Annotated in this window: 15 protein-coding genes; 2 read left to right on the plus strand and 13 right to left on the minus strand. The window is 39.1% G+C overall.

The window, feature by feature from the left end; all coding sequences use genetic code 11:
- Positions 1-125: 125 nt before the first annotated feature.
- From PQ460_RS17175 to PQ460_RS17235, 13 genes are all read right to left on the minus strand, one after another.
- The gene (locus tag PQ460_RS17175; RefSeq protein ID WP_274170556.1) at positions 126-1,205 is read right to left on the minus strand and encodes a hypothetical protein; all 1,080 of its coding nucleotides are present in this window, start codon (positions 1,203-1,205) and stop codon (positions 126-128) included.
- Between the two features lie 204 nt (positions 1,206-1,409).
- Positions 1,410-2,954 (minus strand): 2-isopropylmalate synthase, encoded by a 1,545-nt coding sequence (locus tag PQ460_RS17180; protein ID WP_273615418.1) that lies wholly within the window; start codon positions 2,952-2,954, stop codon positions 1,410-1,412.
- Between the two features lie 196 nt (positions 2,955-3,150).
- Positions 3,151-4,143, minus strand: a complete 993-nt coding sequence (gene ilvC / locus PQ460_RS17185) for a ketol-acid reductoisomerase (protein WP_204825095.1) — start codon at positions 4,141-4,143, stop codon at positions 3,151-3,153.
- 205 nt (positions 4,144-4,348) lie between these two features.
- Entirely contained in the window at positions 4,349-4,837 is a 489-nt protein-coding gene (gene ilvN / locus PQ460_RS17190) for an acetolactate synthase small subunit (RefSeq protein WP_273615417.1), read from the minus strand.
- Positions 4,834-6,582, minus strand: a complete 1,749-nt coding sequence (ilvB, locus tag PQ460_RS17195; RefSeq protein ID WP_273615416.1) for a biosynthetic-type acetolactate synthase large subunit — start codon at positions 6,580-6,582, stop codon at positions 4,834-4,836. Before ilvB ends, ilvN begins: the two co-directional genes overlap by 4 nt.
- A 976-nt stretch (positions 6,583-7,558) precedes the next feature.
- The gene (locus PQ460_RS17200) at positions 7,559-8,521 is read right to left on the minus strand and encodes an ABC transporter permease (protein WP_273615415.1); all 963 of its coding nucleotides are present in this window, start codon (positions 8,519-8,521) and stop codon (positions 7,559-7,561) included.
- On the minus strand, positions 8,521-9,600 hold the full coding sequence (locus tag PQ460_RS17205) for an ABC transporter permease (RefSeq protein ID WP_204825098.1): 1,080 nt from the start codon (positions 9,598-9,600) through the stop codon (positions 8,521-8,523). The genes PQ460_RS17200 and PQ460_RS17205 overlap by 1 nt, the downstream gene beginning before the upstream one ends.
- Positions 9,593-11,131 carry an ABC transporter ATP-binding protein gene (locus PQ460_RS17210; protein WP_274170557.1) on the minus strand — a complete coding sequence of 513 codons (1,539 nt, stop codon included), beginning with the start codon at positions 11,129-11,131 and terminating at the stop codon, positions 9,593-9,595. Before PQ460_RS17210 ends, PQ460_RS17205 begins: the two co-directional genes overlap by 8 nt.
- 199 nt (positions 11,132-11,330) lie before the next feature.
- Positions 11,331-12,368, minus strand: a complete 1,038-nt coding sequence (locus PQ460_RS17215; protein WP_273615413.1) for a BMP family lipoprotein — start codon at positions 12,366-12,368, stop codon at positions 11,331-11,333.
- Positions 12,369-12,776: 408 nt separating this feature from the next.
- On the minus strand, positions 12,777-13,136 hold the full coding sequence (rplT, locus tag PQ460_RS17220) for a 50S ribosomal protein L20 (protein ID WP_204825101.1): 360 nt from the start codon (positions 13,134-13,136) through the stop codon (positions 12,777-12,779).
- Positions 13,137-13,163: 27 nt separating this feature from the next.
- Positions 13,164-13,364 carry a 50S ribosomal protein L35 gene (gene rpmI / locus PQ460_RS17225; protein WP_273615412.1) on the minus strand — a complete coding sequence of 67 codons (201 nt, stop codon included), beginning with the start codon at positions 13,362-13,364 and terminating at the stop codon, positions 13,164-13,166.
- Between the two features lie 15 nt (positions 13,365-13,379).
- A complete protein-coding gene (gene infC / locus PQ460_RS17230) occupies positions 13,380-13,874 on the minus strand; it encodes a translation initiation factor IF-3 (protein WP_204825674.1) in 495 nt (164 codons plus the stop codon).
- Between the two features lie 456 nt (positions 13,875-14,330).
- Positions 14,331-15,569: a glycosyltransferase family 2 protein gene (locus PQ460_RS17235; protein ID WP_273616261.1), complete on the minus strand. Its 1,239-nt coding sequence runs from the start codon at positions 15,567-15,569 to the stop codon at positions 14,331-14,333.
- A gap of 705 nt (positions 15,570-16,274) precedes the next feature.
- Between PQ460_RS17235 and PQ460_RS17240 the strand changes: the two genes are divergently transcribed.
- Entirely contained in the window at positions 16,275-16,802 is a 528-nt protein-coding gene (locus PQ460_RS17240) for a phosphatase PAP2 family protein (RefSeq protein WP_273615411.1), read from the plus strand.
- A 118-nt stretch (positions 16,803-16,920) separates the two neighbouring features.
- Positions 16,921-18,054, plus strand: a complete 1,134-nt coding sequence (locus tag PQ460_RS17245; protein ID WP_274170558.1) for an MGDG synthase family glycosyltransferase — start codon at positions 16,921-16,923, stop codon at positions 18,052-18,054.
- Positions 18,055-18,068 lie beyond the last annotated feature (14 nt).

Here is an 18,068-nt window from a genome sequence, read left to right on the forward strand (position 1 = left end):
GAGCTTTTTTTATTGTTGCTAGCTACTTGCTAGATTGTGGCTAATTATTTGCTGTAGTATTGCTAGTTTATTGCTATCTAGTCATTTGCTAGTATCACTTTACTATTTTTTTAACGCTTATATAATTAAAGAGTTTCTACCAGAATACCTAGCGGTGTAGAAGAAGCACCTGCAATCATCAAAGCAAACGTATATTTGCTATTTCCGGGTGGCGCATTAAGTGTATAGACAGGACATGCTTGTGTGTTGGTACGCATTAATGGAACACCATACGTCTGTCCATCTTTGCGAACAGCTCCACCATAACTACCACCACGTGGATTCAATGAAATTTTGATTGTACGTGTTTGTGAAGATGGGTTATTAACCGGAACAGTAACGTTGTAGACGGCTCCAAATTGAGCACGATTATCTAGAGAACTTGGTAATTCACTATTGGCTGCTGTAAATAATTGATCGGCTGGTAATGATCCATCTTTTTTCGTTTTTGCAGCTGTTGGATAAATGACACGAGCTGATCCTACCGTATAGACAGGAGTGATTGCATTGGTCTCAGAAAAGTTCCAACTACCACGAGGATGAGCCTGTGGTGCAGGTGACAACGGTGCTGATTTGATCAAAGTAAGATCATATGCAGTATCACGCGAAGCAACAGTACGCACTTCATAACTGATCTGTCCACTATCTGTACTTTCTACTGTAAAGTCATACATAAATCCAAGCAATTTACCCGGCGGTACAATAAAGCTCTCGATCAAACCAGATTGTAACTGTTTGATCAATGGATTCTCAGCTGTACGTTGATCGGCTGTTCCTCCTAATGTAGCTCTGGAAATACAAGTACCAATATCGTTAATCCAGTTCACATCATCTCCACCGACCCGGTATTCACGAGTAACCGATGTAATGCGAAGAGCACCATGATTAGCTTTATTTTCAAGTGTAATTCCGACTTTCACCGGATCTTTAAGCACGTTATAATGCCATGCAAAAATGCGGTGTTGTACCGTTTTGTTATTAGTCTGCACTACATCATGCCATAATGTACCATGACGTACAGGGAAATTCGCTTCATTCAACGTTTCTGGATTATCACTTACCATTAAGCGCCGGGTACCGCCTTTGGTAGCTGAAGCGATATCGTACTGAACAATTCCGGTAGTGTCTACTACTTCGATAGGTAAGTCTTTACCTTGACAGGTCATACTGTATTCCTCCTCTAATTTGATATTATTTTGATCTAGACGACAGACTACACTTCTACTTCTACTTCTACTTCTACTTCTACTTCTACTAAATAAATAACCACACTGTCATTTACAACAGTGTGGTTAAAAGGTCTTACATTATATAAAGTAAAAAATCACGAGGTATTTACAACCTACATTATTATTTTTTTGAAAAACTTTTTAGATCATCGAAATATTGTCACGTCTACCGTACGTTTTACGCTTTTCAACCAGACGATTCAATGAGTCAACATACGCACGAGCACTTGCTTCTAGAATATCTGTACTTACTCCGCGACCTTGCGCTGTAATACCATCTTGCGTCAAAGCGACATGTACTTCACCCAATGCATCTTTACCCTGCGTTACCCCTTTAATCGAGTAATCCGCTAGTTTTACTTCTTCTTGTGAAGCTTTGTCGATTGCATTGTAGATAGAGTCCACAGAACCGTTACCGCTAGATTCTTCTTCACGTACTTCTCCATCCGCAGTCGATAAACGAATCTTCGCTGTAGGTGCTCCTTCACTATCAAAGGAAACAAATAACGAATCCAATTGGAACAACTCGGGTGCATCCGCAAGACGCTCTTCTAACAAAGCAAACAAATCATCATCCGAGATTTCTTTTTTCTTATCAGCCAAAATTTTAAATTTAGCAAAAGCTTCATTCAATGCTTCTTCTGTCAGGTCATACCCTAATTCGATCAAATGCTCACGGAACGCATGACGACCCGAGTGTTTACCCATCACTAATTTGGTTGCTTTGAATCCAATCGTTTCTGGACTCATGATTTCATAAGTCGTTTTCTCTTTCAACATACCATCTTGGTGAATACCGGATTCATGGGCAAATGCATTAGCTCCAACAATCGCTTTGTTACCCGGGACGACCATACCTGTCAATTTGCTGACCAGACGGCTAGTACGAGCGATTTCAGAAAGAGTCAGACTGGTTTTGGCACCAAAGAAATCTTGACGCGTTTCCAATGCCATTGCTACTTCTTCCAACGCTGTATTCCCTGCACGTTCCCCGATACCATTAATTGTACCTTCAATCTGATCTGCACCGTTCAAAATTGCAGCCAGTGCATTCGCTGTTGCCATACCTAGATCATCATGACAGTGAGCGCTCAATTGTACTTTTTCAATATTAGGTACATTTTCTTTTAAGTGTTTGAAAATGTTACCGTACTCATAAGGTGTCAAAAAGCCGACTGTATCTGGAATATTTACCACATAAGCGCCTTCTTCAACAGCCATAGTAACCATTTCTACCATAAAGTCGTATTCAGTACGTCCTGCATCTTCTAATGAAAATTCAACTTTGTCAAAATACTGACGTGCATAGCGAATCGCTGAACGTGCTGTATCTTTTACCTGTTCTTTTTCCATCCGAAGCTTATGTTGACGGTGAATCGGTGAAGTCGCCAAGAACAGATGTAGGCACGGATCTTGCGCACCTTTCAGTGCCTCGCGTACCGCATCGATATCTTGTTCTCTAGCTCGCGCTAGACCGATAATACTTGCATTTTTGACTGCGCGTGCTACAGCGTTAACCGCTGCCAAGTCTCCAGGTGATGCTGCCGGGAATCCAGCTTCTATCCGATCGACACCCAATTTTTCGAGTTGATAAGCAATCTCTACTTTCTCGCGAGTATTCAAGTTCACTCCCGGCGATTGTTCTCCATCTCTCAATGTGGTATCAAAAATATAAATTTTGCGCATCATCGCACCTCCTTGTTTTTTTGAAAAAAATACCGATATGCAGTAAGGCTGATATATTCCTATTCCTTACTACATATCGGTCTTAACGATACTTGGGTTCACTTCATAATGCTTGTACTGCCCAGAGATAGCGGAAAATTTAATATCCAACTATCTTTGCTTATTTCATTTAGACAACATAGATAAGTTTAATCTTTTATTTTTTGATCCAGTGCATCATACCGCGAAGTTCTTTACCTACTACTTCTAGTTGGTGCTCGGATTCGTTACGACGAGTCGCTGTCAAGAATGCACGACCGGATTGGTTCTCAAGCATAAAGTCACGTGCAAATTTACCTTGTTGGATATCAGATAATACTTCTTTCATTGCTTTTTTCGTATCTTCAGTAACGATACGAGGACCTGTTACATAGTCACCATATTCTGCTGTGTTACTGATAGAATCACGCATTGTAGACAATCCACCTTCATACATCAAGTCAACGATCAATTTCAATTCGTGTAGACACTCGAAGTATGCCATTTCTGGAGCATAACCAGCTTCTGTCAATGTTTCAAATCCAGCTTTAACTAGCGCACTTACACCACCACATAGTACTGCTTGCTCACCGAACAAATCAGTTTCTGTTTCTTCACGGAATGATGTTTCGATAACACCTGCACGTGTACAACCGATACCTTTAGCATAAGCTAGACCGATTTCTTTTGCAGAACCTGTAGCATCTTGATGAATCGCGATTAGGCCTGGTACACCGAATCCTTCTTCATATGTACGACGTACCATGTGTCCTGGAGATTTAGGAGCGATAAGCAACACATCGTTACCTTCTGGAGCTACGATTTGTCCAAAGTGAACATTGAATCCATGAGCGAATAGTAATGCAGCATCAGGTTTCAAGTTAGCTTCGATATCACTTTTGTATACACTTGCTTGTGTTTCATCAGGCATCAAAATTTGTACAAGGTCTGCACGTTTAGTTGCTTCTGCTACAGATAGTACTTCAAAACCATCATTTTTTGCTTTGTCAAAAGATTTACCTTCACGAAGTCCGATTACTACAGACAATCCGCTATCACGCAAGTTTTGTGCATGAGCATGACCTTGACTTCCGTAACCGATAATTGCGATTGTTTTACCTTTCAATACGTTCAATTCTGCATCATTTTCATAGTAAGTTGTTATAGCCATTTCTTATTCCTCCTCTAATGTATGAAGCTTGTTCTCGGTATACACCGGTAGTCATAATACGCAACCCTCTGACAAGAGCGGGTATTTCAAAAGATAACATGATATAGAAGAAACTTATTTCATCTGTAAACTACACCTGAATATACACTAGGAAGTTATACAGTTATCTTTTCAAATTACCCGCTCTTGCCTGATCAATAATCTTTTATACGTTACCGCGTATCATCGCTGTCGCGCCTGTGCGGGAAAGTTCACGTATACCATAAGGCTTCAATAATTCAAGCATAGCATCAATTTTGTGAGTATCTCCTACCACTTGAACCATAAGACTGTTAGGGCCGATATCTACAACTGCTGCGCGGAACGTTTCTACAACTCCCATAATTTCTGGACGTTCAGCTGGCTCTGATTTTACTTTGATCAATGCTAATTCACGTGTAACCATTGGCTTGGAGCTTAGATCGATAACTTTGATAACATCAATGATTTTGTATAGTTGTTTTTCGATCTGTTCTAACGTTTTCTCGCCGCCTGTAGTCACAATAACCATGCGCGACAATCCTACTTCTTCCGATTGACCTACTGTAATACTTTCGATATTGAATCCCCGACGGCCAAAGAGTCCTGAGACTCTTTGAAGAACGCCGGGCTGATCATTCACTAAAACAGCGATTGTATGCTTTGTAATATTCATTCTTCATCCCCCATTAACATTTGATCAATGGTAGATCCCTGAGTAACCATTGGATACACGTTCTCATGTTTGTTAACAACAAACTCGACAACGACCGGGCCTGGTGTATCCATCGCTTCTTTCCAAGCGGCTTGTGCTTCTTCTTTATTAGTAGCACGTAGACCTTTAACACCATATGCTTCTGCTAATTTTACAAAATCAGGGCTGCCTGCAAGATCAATATGACTGTACCGATTATCATAGATCAATTCTTGCCACTGACGAACCATACCCAATACCTGATTATTCAAAATAACAATTTTGACTGGAATATTATTGATCGCGCAGATCGCTAATTCTTGCGAACACATCTGCATCCCGCCATCACCATTGATCGAAATAACCAAACGTTCTGGATTTGCCATCTGTGCTCCAATAGCTGAAGGGAAACCAAAGCCCATCGTTCCAAGTCCACCTGAAGTCACCCATGAACGAGGTTGGTTAAAGCGATAGTATTGTGCAGACCACATTTGATGTTGACCTACATCTGTTGTTACGATCGCTTCTCCGTTGGTTGTATCATTAAGCATTTCTACCACCCATTGTGGCTTCAATACTTCATCTGAATCATCATAGCGGAAAGGTTTTTCTTGTTTCCAACCTGCTACTTTAGCCCGCCATTCATCTGCTTTTGTCGCATAAGGTACATTAACATTTAACATTTCCAACACCGTTTTCACATCGCCTACGATAGGAATATCAACTGCTACATTTTTACCGATTTCAGCAGGATCAATATCGATATGAACAATTTTGGCATGTGGTGCGAATCCATCTAGCTTACCTGTTACCCGATCATCGAATCGTGCTCCGATATTGATAAGTAGATCGGATTGTTGAATCGCATTATTAGCTGTATATGTTCCATGCATCCCCGGCATACCAATCCATAGATCGTTACCACTCGGGAAACCACCAAGCCCTAGCAAAGTTGTTGTAATCGGAATACCTGTAGAAGTAACGAACTTGAATAGTTCTTCATGACCTCCAGAGTATACAACTCCACCACCTGCAAGAATCAATGGACGCTCTGCTTCAGCGATTGCCTGGTGCAATTTATCTAATTGTAATCTGTTAGGTGTGACTGTTGGATTGTAACCACGCATCGCTACAGGTTCTGTATGTGGTTTGAATAATGCTTTTGCTGCTGATACATCTTTAGGAATATCGATCAATACCGGACCTTTACGACCTGTATTGGCAATATGGAATGCTTCATGAATCACTCTTGGCAAGTCTTCTACATCACGTACTAGATAACTGTGCTTGGTGATTGGCATTGTGATACCAGTAATATCTGCTTCTTGGAAAGCATCTGTTCCGATCAATGTTGTTGCTACGTTACCAGTGATCACAACCAGAGGTGTTGAATCCATATAAGCTGTTGCAATTCCTGTTACCAGATTGGTTGCTCCTGGTCCGGAAGTAGCGATACATACCCCAACTTTACCACTAGCACGAGCATAACCGTCTGCTGCATGAATAGCACCTTGTTCATGACGTGTTAGCAAATGTTTGAAATCTTCAAATCCATGCATTGCATCATAAATATATAATACTGCTCCACCCGGATAGCCAAAGACACAATCTACACCTTCCAGTAGTAAGCTACGAAGTAACATTTCCGAACCTGTAATCACTTCCGGTTTCATCCATTTCTCACGCAATTCATCTGTTGATTGTACATTAGGTATATTCGTACTCATAAGTCATCCTCCTCCCAAAAATTCACATCAATCTTACATTGGCAAATGAACAATATCCCTTGATCCAGCTTAGGATGTACAGTACAGATTTTCTGTTATAACTGGAAGAAAGACATCAAAAAAGCCTTTCGCCGCCTCAAACAGAAAAATCTGTTATTGAGGGACGAAAGGCTAAGCTTCCGTGGTACCACCCATATTTGCGCACAGCTTCACAGCATAAGTACGCCTCATAAAGTAAAGTAGATTAAGACTTTACTTGTTGTCTGTAACGTAGACCTTACGATTTTCCCTAATAATCATATTTGGAGTCAGATATAAATCTATAAGATCCACATCTACTTAAACATGCCTTTCAGGAAAACAGCTCCGAGGTGAGCTCGTATATAAGGGATTCTGATGAAGCTTACACCAAATGCTTCACTCTCTGGACAAAAGAGCCCTTAAAACTTCGTCCTCTTCATTGCCGATACATAGTATTCAATGATTACTGCCGCTTACGCTTGTCAGCGACTCAAATGATTTAGGAATATTATATGATTCATTTTCGATAGAGTCAATACTTCTTTTTTGTCATTCTTTACAATCCCATTTTAATATATCATTTGTTACATACTTAAAAAAAGTAATCAAAACAAGCTTTATCAGTAATCTATATGATAATTTATACCAAGTAATTTAGTATGTATTTTGTTCTTTATGCACAACATCTATAAATAGTATAAAAGAAATCTTTGTCTAACAAGCACTAAAAGTTGGAAAAAATGCTGACTCACTTGCTTTATGTATCTAAATAAGTAATTGGTTAATTTTACTTTTTTATTCATAGAGCATCTCTATAAAATTTAAAATAATGATCTCTTTATAGGTCAAAATTGATTTTATTTAATAGCTTGCAGATATAAAAAAAGTCGAAGTTCAGAAAAATCCAAACTTCGACTTTATTCAATCATGTACCTGTATTACTTTTTATACCGACTTAACGTTTACTTGGATCATAAGGTTGTCCCAGTGCAGAAGGTGCGCTTGAACGTCCTACTGCTGCAACCAATACAATAATCGTTAATACGTATGGCAACATATAAATCACTTCTTGCGGAATACTTTGTGTCCATGCAAAAAGCTGTACATAGTTACGCACTGCTTGAGCAAGACCGAAGAATACAGCCGCTCCGAATGCTCCCCATGGATTCCATTTACCAAAAATCATAGCTGCAATCGCAATATAACCTTGCCCTGAAATCGTATTATGCGAAAATGTTCCTGTAGTTGTCAGTGTAATTGTTGCTCCACCGATACCAGCAAGTGCTCCACTAAGCATAACTCCGATATAACGTAACCGATTGACTTTGATCCCTACTGTATCTGCTGCACTTGGATGTTCCCCAACAGAACGTAGACGAAGACCAAACGGTGTTTTGTACAATACATAATACGTAACAATAACAGCTATTACTGCTAAATACGTTGTAGGATACGCATGGAAAAAGACATCGCCGATCAATGGAATAGTAGATAGATAAGGAATATTTACTTTATCAAACCCAGAGATCAAACCTGTTTCACCTGCACCATCAAATAACAATTTAACCATGTACAATGTACTACCAGCAGCCAAGAAGTTAATTACAATACCGCTGATAACCTGATCCGCTTTGAACGTAATCGAAGCTACAGCATGAATCAATGAAACCAATACTCCAAATACGATCGCTGCCAATACACCGATACAAGCTGCGCCAAAGCCGCTTAATCCTGCATCTTGAGCATAAAATCCTGCTACGCCTGCTGCAAACGCACCAAAAATCATCAAACCTTCTAGCCCTAGATTAGTAACCCCAGATTTCTCTGAGAAAATACCGCCTAAAGATGTAAAGATAAGTGCTGTAGCAAAGACTAGCGTCGTATTAATCAGCTGTCCAATAATAGTCAACACGTCCATTACAACACCTTCTCTTTCTTACGTTTAGCATAAAAAGGTTTTAAGACCCAACGTACAATGCCTTGCGCTGCAATAAAGAATATAATCGCTCCGATAACAATCCGTACAATCTCCGGTGGAACATCAGCACTAAAGCTCATCCCTGCTGAACCATACGTTAATGTACCGAATAGAATCGAACCTAAAATAATACCGAATGGATTATTGAGACCAATCAAAGCTACGGCAATTCCATCAAATCCAGTTCCTGGTGAACTTGCCATAACCGATTGATATTGGAATACACCAAGTACTTCAAAAGATCCTGCTAGACCTGCAAACATACCACTGATAAACATCGCTTTAACAATGTTGCGATTCACGTTCATCCCTGCATATTTGGAAGCATCCTGGTTAAAACCTACAGCACGAAGCTCGTACCCTTGTTTTGTTTTCCACATAAATACATAGAAGAACACAGCCGCAGCCAGAGCAATAGCTGTCCCCCAGTGCACACGAGCATTACCCATCATTTCAGATAACCACATGATAGCAATAGATGCACTTGGTTGAATATCTTCAGAACGGTTTTGACCTTGCAACAACATAAAGTGATTAATCACAAAGTTAGCTAGATACAGACCGATCCAGTTCAACATAATACAGGAGATAACTTCATTAACACCACGAACTGCTTTGAGGAAACCAGCGATAGCCGCCCACAATCCTCCAAAGACAGCTCCTGCAATAATCGCAAGCGGTGCATGGATATAAGCTGGTAGACCATGAAGGTTCACAGCAACCACTGTAGCAGCTGTCATTCCAATTAGAAATTGTCCTTCGCCACCGATATTAAATAGTCCAGCACGTGCTGCAAAAGCAAACGCCATACCTGTCATAATCAAAGGTGTCATTTCACGAATAGCTTCACCGAAATCATAAGGATCACCATATACACGTGTGAGCAATGCAGAATAAGCATCTATCGGATTGTATCCGCCGATCAGCATAACAATCGCACCTAATATCAGACCCATAATAATTGCAACAATTGGCAACACAAACGAATCTTTGGTAATCGCTTTGAGAATATTATTCATGTGCTGCACCTCTCTTCGCGGTGCTTCCTGCCATCATCAAGCCTAATTCCTGATCATTGGTTTTGTCTGGTAGCACTTCGCCTACAATTTGTCCTTCATAAATAACAGCGATGCGATCAGATACGTTAATGATTTCATCCAGTTCAAATGAAATCAGCAATACCGCTTTACCTTGATCACGCTGTGCAATCAATTGTTGTTGTACAAATTCTATCGCACCAACATCCAGACCACGTGTAGGTTGAGCAGCAATCATTAATGTAGGATTTTTATCAATCTCACGCGCAATAATCGCTTTCTGCTGATTACCACCGGACAGTGAACGGGCATGTGTAGCAATACTTGGTGTACGCACATCAAAGCGTTCGACAAGGCGTGTAGCATGCTTATCAATCGCATCAAAGTTCAAAAATCCACCTTTATTGAATGGAGCTTTATAATACGTTTCTAGAACCATATTTTCACTCACTGAAAAGTCGAGTACCAGACCATGTTTGTGACGGTCTTCTGGAATATGAGAGACACCGGATTCTGTAATTTTACGTGGAGACAAATTAGTGATGTCTTTACCAAGTAATTTGACAGTACCTCCATCTACATGACGTAGACCGGTTAGTGCTTCAATCAATTCACTTTGACCATTACCATCAACACCGGCAATACCCAAAATTTCGCCTGCTCGAACTTCTAAATTCAATCCTTGCAAAATAGCTGCGCCTTCTTTGTTGTTAGAAATGATATTTTCCATTTGCAATACAACATCGCCTGGTTCAGCTGGCTTTTTGTCTACTTTGAAAGTAACATTACGACCGACCATTTTTTCAGCCAGTTCTTGTGGTGTCGTTTCTGACTTTTTGACGGTATCGACTACTTTACCACGACGAATAATAGTTACATTGTCGGCAATTTGCATAATTTCTTTCAACTTATGTGTAATCAAAATAATCGATTTTCCTTCGGCCACAAGACGCTTCATAATTTCCATCAATTCCGAAATTTCTTGCGGAGTTAATACTGCTGTTGGTTCATCAAAAATCAAAATTTCCGCTCCACGATATAATGTTTTCAGTATTTCTACCCGTTGCTGCATACCTACTGAAATATCATGAATTTTGGCATTTGGATTGACTTGCAGACCATATTGCTCTGAAAGCTGACGAATCTCTTCAGTCGCTTTTTTATAATTGATTCGGGTTCCCTTTTTCGGTTCTGAACCCAGAATGATATTCTCAGTAACTGTAAATGGCTGAACGAGTTTGAAGTGCTGATGCACCATACCAATCCCGAGCTCGATCGCTCTGTTAGGACTGTCAATGATCACAGGTTCTCCATTAACTTCGATACTACCTTCTTCAGGCTGATAAAGACCAAATACAATATTCATCAATGTTGATTTACCTGCACCATTTTCACCTAAAAGAGCATGAATTTCTCCCTTGTGCAGCTTAAAGCTAATAGAATCATTGGCAATAATACCAGGAAAGACTTTTGTAATTTGTTTCAACTCTACCACAGGGGTTGCTGCACCCATGAGATCACCCTTATAAGCGTATTGATTGGTACAGACAGCAAGAACTGTCTATAACCGAAAGCTAAAATTATGAGATTTTCCGAAACGACAACTGATATTTACATCGAACCATCAGGTTATAAACGTGACAACAAGGCTAGTGTCTATGAACCAGCCTTGTTGTTGTTTTTATTTGAAAAGCATATTAATGATCAAGTAATTACTCGCTAGGAACTTTCAATTCGCCGCTAACAATTTTAGCTTTGTAATCATCAACGAGTTTGATTACATCAGCAGGAACGTTTTTGGAAGAAGTATCTGCTAAGCCTACGCCATCCTCTTTAAGTCCCAATACTTCTGTACCACCAGCAAATGTACCATCTACGACTTCCTTAGAAACTTTTTCTACAGCAACGTCTACACGTTTAACCATAGAAGTCAAAGTCACTTTATCACCGAATTCTAGTGATTGGTCTTTATCTACACCGATAACCCATGCCGTTTGACCAGAGTTAGAACGGGAAGCTGCTTCGTTAAATACGCCTGTACCTGTACCACCAGCAGCATGGAAAATGATATCCGCGCCATCGTTGTACATTGTAGCTGCTGCTGCTTTACCTAGATCAGGTTTATCGAATGCACCTGTATAGTTAACAAGCAATTCAGCATCAGGGTTTACTGCTTTGATACCTGCTTTAAAACCAACTTCGAATTTTTTGATCAATGGGCTATCTACGCCACCGACAAATCCGATTTTGTTGGATTTTGTCATTTTACCTGCTACTACACCTACTAAGAAGGAACCTTCATTTTCAGAGAAAGTTACAGATTTAACGTTAGGAGCATCTACTACACTATCAATGATAGCTAATTTTGCATTTGGATTTTGTTTAGCAACAGTAGCAATACCGTCTGCTAAGCTAAAACCAATACCCCAAGTTAAGCTGTAATCACCTTTTACAAATTGATTCAAGTTAGGAATATAATCCTGATCGGATTTACTTTGCAGATATTTAACTTCTGCTCCGCTTTCCTTTTGTACTTTTTCAAGAGCTTCCCAAGCAGATTGGTTAAATGATTTATCATTTACGCCACCTACGTCAGTTACCATACCAATTTTAACATCGCTTTTTGCTGCTCCGCCTGTAGCATCGCCACTCCCTGCGTTGTCAGTACCGTTGCTTTTGTTCCCACAAGCTGCTAATACCAATGAAAATGCTAGCAACATAATGAGTGAAAGTTTGTACGCCTTCTTCATGAATCTTTTTCCCCCTTAGAAGTATAAGCTATGATCTGCTGCCTCTCTGTCTGGATACGAACAATTTTTACCCTTATCGAGCTCAACATTCGTTATAGGTGCAGATTTAACAGTCGATGAACAAATTATACAATCAAGTGGTAAGAAAATCTACTATTTAAATTACTATTGGTCAATTAATTTACGATTTTATTTTCTGTAAGCGCTTTATTATGTAAGAAAATACTATTTTATGTTAAACCCATGTAATATTACCGTTCATACTCTTTACACATTTTACGTTTTAATGCGTTAAATCGCGATTTTCATGTTATGTTTTATTACTATGTATTTTTTGCTACTAATTTGCGTATAAAAAGAGCCCCCGGATCATCCGACGGCTCTTTATGCAACTCATAAGAATAAATCTTATGCGTTAATTTTTTCTTTAGCTACATTAGCCAATGAGTTAAACGCGTTAACATCATTTACAGCCAATTCAGCTAGCATTTTACGGTTAATATCAACGCCAGCCAATTTAAGACCGTGCATCAATTTGTTGTAAGACAATCCGTTAATGCGTGCTGCTGCGTTAATACGAACGATCCACAATCTGCGGAAGTTACGTTTTGTTTGACGACGGTCACGGTAAGCATACACCAAAGATTTGTTAACTTGCTCTTTTGCAGTTTTAAAAATACGGTGTTTCGAACCGAAGTAACCTTTTGCTAATTTAAGAATTTTCTTATGTCTGCGACGTGTGACGAATCCGCCCTTCACTCTTGCCATATCAGTAAACCTCCCAGTAAATTAAAATTATTTAAGATTAGATAATTGTTGTTTCAAACGTTTTACATCACCGCTAGACATCAACGGGTTTGTTCCCAAAACGCGTTTTTGACGTTTGGATTTGTGAGAAAGCAAGTGGTTTTTGAACGCTTTATAGCGTTTTACTTTACCTGTTCCTGTAATTTTGAAGCGTCCTTTTAAACTACTATGAGTTTTCATTTTCGGCATTTTAATATCCCCCTTTTAATTTTTCGGCGCCAAGATCATGATCATGCTGCGGCCTTCCAATTTTGGTTGGCGCTCTATTGTACAAAGTTCTTCAACTTCAACTTTTACACGATCCAATATTTTTTGACCAATACTTGCATGTGTAATTTCGCGACCGCGGAAGCGGACCGAGCATTTCACTTTGTCGCCATCTTTTAAAAATTTAACAACATTGCGGAGTTTAGTTTGATAATCATGCTCCTCAATGTTAGCACGGAACCATACTTCTTTAAGATCAACGATCTTTTGGTTTTTGCGTGCTTCTTTCTCTTTCTTCTGTTGCTCGTAGCGGAATTTACCATAGTCCATAATGCGACATACAGGTGGTTTCGCTTGTGGAGCTACATTTACAAGATCCATGTTCAAATCGATTGCCATCTGCAATGCTTCACGAGTAGGCGTAATTCCGATCTGTTCACCTTCAGCACCAACCAGGCGTACTTCTTTAACCCGGATTTCGTCATTGATCATATGTTCTTTACTAATAACTTTCCACCTCCATATTATGATCGTACAACTATATTAAATATAGAAATCAAAAAGGGATGCAGGTCTAGTCACCTGCATCCCTTGATCAGCTCATATCCATAACAAGACAAATTCTTGTTATTACATTCAGATCAATGAACCAGCCGACTATTATCGGGCAGGTGAGAAGCAAAGCTTCTACTTTGTATATCTCAATCACGTACTAAAATAGTATACCATATATTTTTAATATATACAAGCCTTTTATAAACATAAAATAATCATTGATTTATAAGACATTTGAAATCTTATTTAATCATTCTAATTTATGTTGCCTGTTATTTATTGCTTTGTTCATTCTAACTGCCATTTATATTTCCTTATAAAAAGAACCTGTACAACAGATAGACTGTTATACAGGTTCTTGAGTGAGATATCTTTGTGTAGCTTCAAGAGAGATTAACCTTGTTTGCTTTGTACTTCTTCCAAACGTACAACACGCGTATGTTGCGTATGGCTCCATTGTTTGTTGTTTTGTGTGAAGAAAGCATAAAACGTAATTGGCCACCAAGATAGACCGTAGATAGGGAACAATAACAAGTATAGATATACTTTCCAAGACTTCACTTTTTCTAATGCCATTGCAAGAATAAAAGTAACAACATTGGCACCAATTGCTGTAATAGCTACCCACATTGGCAGGTAATTATAGATAGTAGCGATATGTGGTCCACCTAGAATAGATGTATCGATCCACATAGCAGCAGTCATTAAGAATGTAATTAAAACGATATATACGTTGACACTATACAATGCCAAGTCGAATTTGATAATGCTCATTTCTTTTACACTTTTCCATAATAGCGGGAAGAAATAACGACGAGCTACTGTAAAGTGACCTTGCATCCAACGCAAACGTTGGCGAGAAGAAGCTTTGAATGTTAACGGCTTTTCATCAAATACTTTTGCATCATAGCTAAAGCGCGGATAGATTCCTTTTTCTGCACAACGCATTGTAAATTCTAAATCTTCTACAAGGCTTGTTGCGCCCCATCCGATTTCTTTCAATAGTTCATTTTCAAAACACATACCTGTACCACCAAGGAAGTTCGCCATATTCAAATTATGACGGGACAATTGCCATAGACGGTTGATGTACCAGTAAGATACGCCATAAGCAGCAGTGATCCAAGAATCTTCTGGATTCTTTGTATCAATATAACCTTGAATAACACGTGCACCTTCACACATATCGTTGTTCATTTCTGTCAAGAATCTGTGATCTGCCAAGTTATCAGCATCAAACATTACGATACCATCGTACTGACGAGGCATACTCCACAATTCTCTTAGCATCCATTCAATCGCGTATCCTTTACCGCGTTCTGCTGGATTCGTACGTACACAAGCGTTCATTCCATGGCTACGTACGATATCTGCTGTACCATCTGTACAGTTATCACAGATAACAAACACATCATATAGTTCAGCCGGATAATCCATATTTTTTAGATTTTCCATTAATGCTCCAATAACGGTCTCTTCATTGTGCGCTGCAACTAGAACAGCAAATGATTTCTGTGGAGCATGATCCGCTCTTTTTTTCCTTTTAACAATTCCGAATAGCGAGAATGAAAACTGATATACACCGATAACTGCCAGTAGAACCTGGAGCACGATAAATATAGCATCAATAATGTTTCCCATAATAACTGTGAACCTCCTTAAATTTTAAAACCACAATATAACAAATTCATTCTTTTTCTCTAGATCACTAATTTCAAGACGTCACATTTTAAATTTAATTTTTAGCATGAGTCGCTTTAAAACTTTTCACCCCAGATGATTATACTATGACGAACATTAAAGTTATGTTACAAAACGATTACAAGCGACATTAAGATTTTGCACATTTTTTATGGATTTGTCAAAATTCTAAAAGAGGGTATACGGTTAAAAACCATGGAATTACGACGAGTTATATGCAATAAATGTTACAGAACAAGGTTTAACGCCATTTTATGCCTATTTATGTTCTATTTGCTTATTTTTATTGCTAATGGTGTTGGATTTGTATGAGGATAAATAATGAAGCTATGATGACTGATTGAGTTGTGGGTGTATTTCTTTGAATTTTTAAACGTATTTATTTGAGTTGAACCATGTTATTGATAACGATTTACATATTGGTTAAGGCGCATGTGAATGACTTTTGCCATTCTCGGGTAAGGGTAATAAGAAATACTTTTGGATTATTTTGCAAATCAGGTTTAAACTATTGGGTAACTTACAAAAGTTGTATCTATTTTAACACTCTGTTAACGTTATAAAGCTTGAAAAGCGTACTGAATAAAAATATGATGAATATAAGCCGAAAATTGGCAATTAATACGGGGGTCTCTCATGCGTCAGTTTCTTATTCGCCTACAAACGATGGAGCAACACATTTTTAGATGGTTTAACTCAAGGCTCCATAATAAGTTCCTAAATTTATTTTTTTACTACTTAACGAATTTAGGCGGAGCTACGTTCACGATTATAGCGACTTTGGCAGTATGGCAATTAGCGCCATTTCCTTGGAGCCGCGCAGGTCTCCAAGCAGCTGTAGCACTAGCGATTAGCCATGTTCCTGTAGCTATTGTTAAAAAGCTATACCCGCGTATTCGTCCATACTTAGCTATCCCTGAAACGATTACGTTCCGCAATCCTTTAACAGACCATTCGTTTCCATCAGGACATACCACAGCGATCTTTTCCGTTACTGTTCCATTTATGCTGACAGATCCACTCATGATTCTGTTGCTGTTACCATTCGCACTGATTGTTGCTGTGTCTCGTATGTATTTAGGATTACATTATCCTTCAGATGTACTGGTTGGAGCTGCAATTGGAACATCGGTAGCGATGGGTACATTTGCATTATGGCCGTAAAGAGGCTATTCTAGCAATATTACCGGATTGTTACAGTAGTATTACAGAGAAAGCTGGAATGTTTGCTTCCTCTACTCCATTTTATTAGAGAATACCTTGCAGAAAAGGTGAACTGGACGTGTCAAAATATAGAGTGCTGCTTTTGTCGGAAGGTTTTGGTTCTGGTCACACACAAGCTGCTTACGCACTAGCAAGTAGTTTACGCAAAATCTCACCGAATATTCAGACTAAGGTACTGGAACTCGGTAGTTTCCTTAATCCTAAAGTGGCTCCACTCATCCTAACCGCATACAAAAAAACGGTCATCTCGCAGCCACGACTTGTGCGTATGATGTATCGCAGCCAATACAAAAAATCAATCAATCGGCTAGCCACGCTAGCTTTACATCGTCTCTTCTATACACATACACATAATGTGATTCGGCAATTAAAACCAGATGTGATTGTATGTACACATCCGATTCCGGGAGCTGTGATTTCAAGGCTCAAACGATTAGGACTGCGTACACCGTTATGTATGGTGATTACAGATTATGATGCTCATGGTACATGGGTGAGTCCAGAGGTGAACCGTTATCTGGTATCTACACCTGATGTACGTTCCAAATTAATTCAGCGTGGTGTACCGATTCAGAAAATTGAAGTCTCTGGGATTCCTGTACATCCAAAGTTTTGGGAACATACAGGCAAAGTCGAATTTCAACAGAAGTTTGGACTTAAAAATATGCCGACAGTACTAGTGATGAGCGGCGGTTGGGGATTGATGAGCGATGATGTGGTAAATGCGTATCTTACCAGCTTCAGCGATAAGATCCAATTTATTTTTTGTTTTGGTAACAATGAGAAAGCTTATCGCAAAGCTAAGCAGAATGTGAACTTTAATCATCCTAATATTCATTTGATTCGATACACTAATGAAATTGATCAATTGATGGAAGTATCCGATCTTCTTGTAACCAAACCAGGAGGAATGACATGTACTGAAGGATTGGCTAAAGCGATCCCGATGTTATTTTATAACCCTTTACCCGGACAAGAAGAAAAAAATTCTCAGTATTTTACGCAACAAGGTTGGGGAGAACCGATTACATCGATTGATGTGGTTACCGAATGGATGGAATTGTTGATTAATGATTATGACGCTGTTGCAGAGCAACGTAAGCAAAATATAGCTCAGATTGATCGTTATAATCCAACACAAAGTGCTCATAGCATTGCTGAAATGGTAGAAAAAAGTAAGGTCTTATCCTAAATTAACGGATAAGA

The sequence above is a fragment of the Paenibacillus sp. KACC 21273 genome (genome assembly GCF_028736095.1).
GTDB classification, from domain to species: Bacteria; Bacillota; Bacilli; order Paenibacillales; family Paenibacillaceae; genus Saccharibacillus; species Saccharibacillus kyungheensis.